Raw genomic sequence first — 4,937 nt, forward strand, 5'->3', positions numbered from 1 at the left:
CGCTCGTCGTCGGGCCCTGCGGTGCGTCGGTCGGGGGCACCGGCGGCTGGGGCTCGGGCACGTGGGGCGCCGGCGGCGCGACGGGCGGCACGCTCGGTGACGCAGCGGGCTGGGTGGCGGACGGCGCGGGCGGCGGGTACGACGCGGCGGGGTCGGACACGGGTGTCGGCGGGGTGACGGCCTGTCGCGCGGGCCAGCCGGACTGCACACCGCCGACCTCACGCAGCAGCTCCCGGGCCTTGTGCGCCTGCTCCGTCTGGCACAGCACCGCGTAGGACGACGCGACGATCTGGCTCGACGACGTGAAGTCGCGCCGCCCGCGCGAGAACGAGTACGTGATGACGGAGAACAGCAGGCCGAAGGCACCGCCGATGAGGATCGCGGGGATGAACGGGCTGCTCGACCCCGGCGCGGTGAACAGCGACAGCAGCAGGCCGACGAAGAGGCCGAACCAGGCACCGGACACGAACCCGCCGAGCGCGACGCGCGGGTAGGACAGCCGCCCGGTGACGCGCTCGACCATGCGCAGGTCGGTGCCGACGATCGTCACGAGCTGCACCGCGAACGCCTTGTCGGCCAGGTGGTCGACGGCACGCTGGGCCTCCAGGTAGGTCGCGTACGACGCGACCGTCTCGCCCTGCGGCGGGGTGGGGGTGCGGGGGACGCGCGGGCCCGTGAACGACATGCCGCGATCCTCCCCCACGGCGCGCACGGATGCCACCAGCCGATCCGGTCGCACCCCGTTAGGCTGCGACCGTGAGCAGCGTCGGGACCAGGGTCTTCGTCGCGCGCCTCGCCGGCACCACCGTCTTCGACCCGCTCGGCGACGAGGTCGGGCGGGTGCGCGACGTCGTCGTGCTGGTCCGCCCGAAGGGTGCGCCGCGCGCGGTCGGTCTCGTCGTCGAGGTCCCGGGCCGGCGTCGCGTGTTCCTCCCGCTCACGCGCGTGACGGCCGTCGACGCCGGACAGGTCATCTCGACCGGCCTCGTCAACATGCGGCGGTTCGAGCAGCGCTCCACCGAGACGCTCGTCGTCGGCGAGCTCCTGGACCGCACGGTCGACCTCGCGGACGGGTCCGGTCAGGCGACGGTCGAGGACGTCGCGATCGAGCTCCAGCGGGGCGGCGACTGGCTCGTCACGAAGGTCTTCGTCCGGCGCCGACCGGCCGGCAAGCCCGGGCTGCTGCGCCGTCGTGGCGAGACGCTGCTCGTGCCCGTCGAGGGCGTCATCGCGCTGGGCCGCACGTCCACGAGCGCGCAGGGCGCCGAGCTGCTGCTCGCGCAGTACGAGGACCTCAAGGCCGCCGACCTCGCCGACGTGCTGCACGACCTCGGCACGACCCGCCGCCTCGAGGTCGCGTCCGCCCTCGACAACGAGCGGCTCGCGGACGTGCTCGAGGAGCTGCCCGAGGACGACCAGGTGGCGATCCTCCAGGGCCTCGCGCTGGCGCGTGCCGCCGACGTCCTCGAGGCGATGCAGCCCGACGACGCCGCCGACCTGCTGGGCGAGCTGCCCGACGAGCAGGCGGCCGAGCTCCTCGAGCTCATGGAGCCCGAGGAGGCGAAGGACGTCCGGCGGCTCCTCGCGTACGAGGACAACACCGCGGGTGGCCTGATGACGACCGAGCCCGTGATCCTCGGGCCCGAGACGTCGATCGCGGCGGCCCTCGCGCACGTGCGCCGGCAGGACCTCGCGCCCGCTCTGGCGTCCATGGTGTTCGTCGCACGCCCGCCGCTGGAGACGCCGACGGGCCGGTTCATCGGCGTCGTCCACCTCCAGCGGATGCTGCGCGAGCCCCCGCACGAGTCGATCGGCTCGATCGTCGACACCGACGTGGAGGCGATCCCCGCGGACGCCGCTCTCATGTCGGTCACGCGACAGCTCGCGACCTACAACCTGCTCGCGCTGCCGGTCGTCGACGAGGAGAAGCGCCTGCTCGGCGCGGTGTCCGTCGACGACGTGCTCGACCACCTGCTGCCCGAGGACTGGCGCGAGACCGACGAGGAGCCGCGCGTCACGCTCCCGGCGACCCCGACGGCCCAGCCCGGGGTCGGTCGTGGCTGAGCGGCTCGACCAGCCGCGCGAGACGCGGCGGGTCCTGCTCCGGCGCCCGCGCGTCGACTCGGAGCGGCAGGGCCAGTGGTCGGAGTCGATCGCGCGGTTCCTCGGCACGCCCCGGTTCATCATCTGGCTCACGGTGTTCTGCGCCGTGTGGATCGGGTGGAACACCCTCGCGCCCGAAGGCCTGCAGTTCGACTCGGCCGACCTCGGCTTCACCGCGCTGACGCTCGTGCTGTCGCTCCAGGCGTCGTACGCCGCGCCGCTCATCCTGCTCGCGCAGAACCGGCAGACCGACCGGGACCGCGTGCAGTTCGAGCAGGACCGGCAGCGCGCCGAGCGGAACCTCGCGGACACCGAGTTCCTCGCGCGGGAGGTGGCCGCGCTGCGCATCGCGCTGTCCGAGGTCGCGACGCGCGACTTCGTCCGCTCCGAGCTGCGCAACCTGCTCGAGGAGCTCGCCGAGGACCGCGAGGCCGAGCGTGAGGAGCGCGAGCGCGCCGAGCAGGAGCGCGCGGACCAGGAGCGGGCCGGCGCCGGCCGGGCGGACGCCGAGCGCGCCGACCTGGACCGCGGCGGGGACGAGCGCGCCGACCGGCCCGGGTGACCCGACGGGCCTTTCCCACGGGCCCCCGTCCCGGAGGCCTGGTGCGCGCCACCTACGATGAGGGCATGCCCCAGCCCGACCCGACGACCCTCGACGCCGCCGTCCGCGGCGCGCTCGCGACGGTCCTCGACCCCGAGATCCGTCGCCCCATCACCGACCTCGGCATGGTCCGGTCGGTGGACGTGGAGACGACGCCTGCGGGTGCGCGCGTGCGGGTCGGCGTCGACCTCACGACGCCCGGCTGCCCGCTCAAGGAGACGCTGACACGCGACGTGACCGGTGCGGTGCAGGCCGTCGAGGGCGTCGCGGAGGTCGTCGTCGAGCTCGGGGTCATGACCGCCGAGCAGCGCCAGGCGCTGCGCACGCTGCTGCGCGGCACCGACGCCGAGCCGGAGATCCCGTTCGCCAAGCCGACGTCGCTGACCAAGGTGTACGCGATCGCGTCGGGCAAGGGCGGGGTCGGCAAGTCGTCGGTCACGGCGAACCTCGCGGTCGCCCTCGCCGCCGACGGGCTGCGCGTCGGGGTCGTCGACGCCGACATCTACGGCTTCTCGATCCCGCGCATGCTGGGCGTGACGCGCCCGCCGACCAAGGTCGACGACATGCTGCTGCCGCCCGTCGCGCACGACGTCAAGGTCGTGTCGATCGGCATGTTCGTGCCGCCCGGCCAGCCGGTCGTGTGGCGGGGCCCGATGCTGCACCGCGCGCTCCAGCAGTTCCTCGCCGACGTCTTCTGGGGCGACCTCGACGTCCTGCTGCTCGACCTGCCGCCCGGGACCGGCGACATCGCGATCTCGGTCGCGCAGCTGCTGCCGGGTTCGGAGATCGTCGTCGTCACGACCCCGCAGGCTGCGGCCGCCGAGGTCGCCGAGCGCGCCGGATCGGTCGCCGTGCAGACGCGGCAGCACGTGGTGGGCGTCGTCGAGAACATGTCGTGGCTCGAGCAGCCGGACGGGTCGCGGCTCGAGATCTTCGGGTCCGGCGGCGGCGCGCGGGTCGCGGAGAACCTCGGCCGGCTGACGGGTGGCGACGTGCCGCTGCTGGGCCAGGTGCCGCTCGACGTGACGCTGCGCGAGGCCGGCGACGCGGGCACGCCCGTCGTGCTGTCGGCGCCCGACTCCCCCGCGGCCCAGGCGCTGCGGGAGGTCGCGCGCGGCCTGTCGTCGCGCCGTCGCAACCTGGCCGGCCGCTCTCTGGGCCTCACCCCGTCCGCCCGCTGACCGACCGCGGCCACAGCCGCCACGCGCGTCGTGAAGCGGCGGGATCTCCGCGGGCGGGTGTTTGAAGTTGTTCGGTTGTGTGTGATGATGTCGGGGTGTTGGCGAGCCAGCGGCAGGAGCACATCCTCGCGGTCGTCCGGGCGCACGGCGCGGCCCGGGTGGCCGACCTCGTCGTGAGCCTCGACGTCTCCGACATGACCGTCCGGCGGGACATCGCGGAGCTCGCGCGCGCCGGCCTGGTCCGTCGCGTGCACGGCGGGGCCGTCGCACCCGACGCGGGTGGCCGCCCCACCGACGAGCCGGGCTTCGAGGCCAAGCGCACGTGGGCGCAGGACGAGAAGCGCGCGATCGCCCGCGCCGCGCTCGCGACGGTCGAGCCCGGCCAGTCGATCGCGCTGTCGGCGGGCACGACGACGCACCTGCTCGCCGAGCTCGTGGCCGCGACGCCCGCGCTGCGCCCGCTCACGGTCGTGACCAACGCGGTCGGCGCCGCGGACGTGCTGCATCGCGCGACCCCCGGCGACGACCGCCTCGAGGTCATCCTCACGGGCGGTGTGCGCACCCCGTCGGACGCGCTCGTCGGCCCCGTCGCCGACGCCACGCTCGCACGCCTGCGCGTCGACCGGGCCTACCTCGGCGTGCACGGCGTCGACGCGGACGGTCTCACGACGCCGAACCTCGCCGAGGCCGCCACGAACCGCGCGCTGATCGCGGCCGCGGCCGCCACCACGGTGCTCGCCGACCACACCAAGTGGGGCGTCACCGGCCTCGCGCGCATCGCGAGGCTCGACGAGGTCGACGTCCTGCTCAGCGACGAGGGCCTGCCGGCCGACGCCCGCCGCGCCGTCGGCGACGCGACCCGCCTCCAGCTCGCCCCCACGACCACGCCCGCCACCACCACCCCCGGAGAGCGCCCGTGAGCACCACCCCCGCCGTCCGCAAGACGGTCACGCACATGGCCGACGGCCGCGAGCTCGTCTACTTCGACGACAGCGAGCCCTACGTCTCGGGCGCCGCGACACGTCGGCTCGACGACCCGCGCCCGCTCCCCG

The 4,937-nt window shown here is 74.9% G+C and carries 5 protein-coding genes; 4 read left to right on the forward strand and 1 reads right to left on the reverse strand.

What is annotated here, in order from left to right; genetic code table 11:
• Positions 1-685, reverse strand: a 685-nt coding sequence (locus CTKZ_RS16560) for a YflT domain-containing protein (protein ID WP_235843525.1), incomplete at its 3' end; no start/stop codon positions are given.
• A 71-nt stretch (positions 686-756) separates the two neighbouring features.
• Here CTKZ_RS16560 and CTKZ_RS16565 point away from each other — a divergent pair.
• From CTKZ_RS16565 to CTKZ_RS16580, 4 genes are all read left to right on the forward strand, one after another.
• The gene (locus tag CTKZ_RS16565; protein WP_124343977.1) at positions 757-2,064 is read left to right on the forward strand and encodes a magnesium transporter MgtE N-terminal domain-containing protein; all 1,308 of its coding nucleotides are present in this window, start codon (positions 757-759) and stop codon (positions 2,062-2,064) included.
• Positions 2,057-2,665, forward strand: coding sequence for a DUF1003 domain-containing protein (locus tag CTKZ_RS16570; protein ID WP_124343978.1), 609 nt, complete (start codon positions 2,057-2,059; stop codon positions 2,663-2,665). The genes CTKZ_RS16565 and CTKZ_RS16570 overlap by 8 nt, the downstream gene beginning before the upstream one ends.
• Positions 2,666-2,730: 65 nt before the next feature.
• A complete protein-coding gene (locus CTKZ_RS16575; RefSeq protein WP_124343979.1) occupies positions 2,731-3,885 on the forward strand; it encodes an Mrp/NBP35 family ATP-binding protein in 1,155 nt (384 codons plus the stop codon).
• A 95-nt stretch (positions 3,886-3,980) separates the two neighbouring features.
• Positions 3,981-4,805, forward strand: coding sequence for a DeoR/GlpR family DNA-binding transcription regulator (locus CTKZ_RS16580; protein ID WP_200829785.1), 825 nt, complete (start codon positions 3,981-3,983; stop codon positions 4,803-4,805).
• Positions 4,806-4,937: the final 132 nt, after the last annotated feature.

The sequence above is a fragment of the Cellulomonas algicola genome, assembly GCF_003851725.1.
Lineage (GTDB): Bacteria > Actinomycetota > Actinomycetes > Actinomycetales > Cellulomonadaceae > Cellulomonas > Cellulomonas algicola.

What these genes read in the sequence shown, in the direction of transcription:
- CTKZ_RS16575 (WP_124343979.1), top strand. Translation starts at nt 2,731, where the DNA reads ATGCCCCAGCCCGACCCGACGACCCTCGACGCCGCCGTCCGCGGCGCG.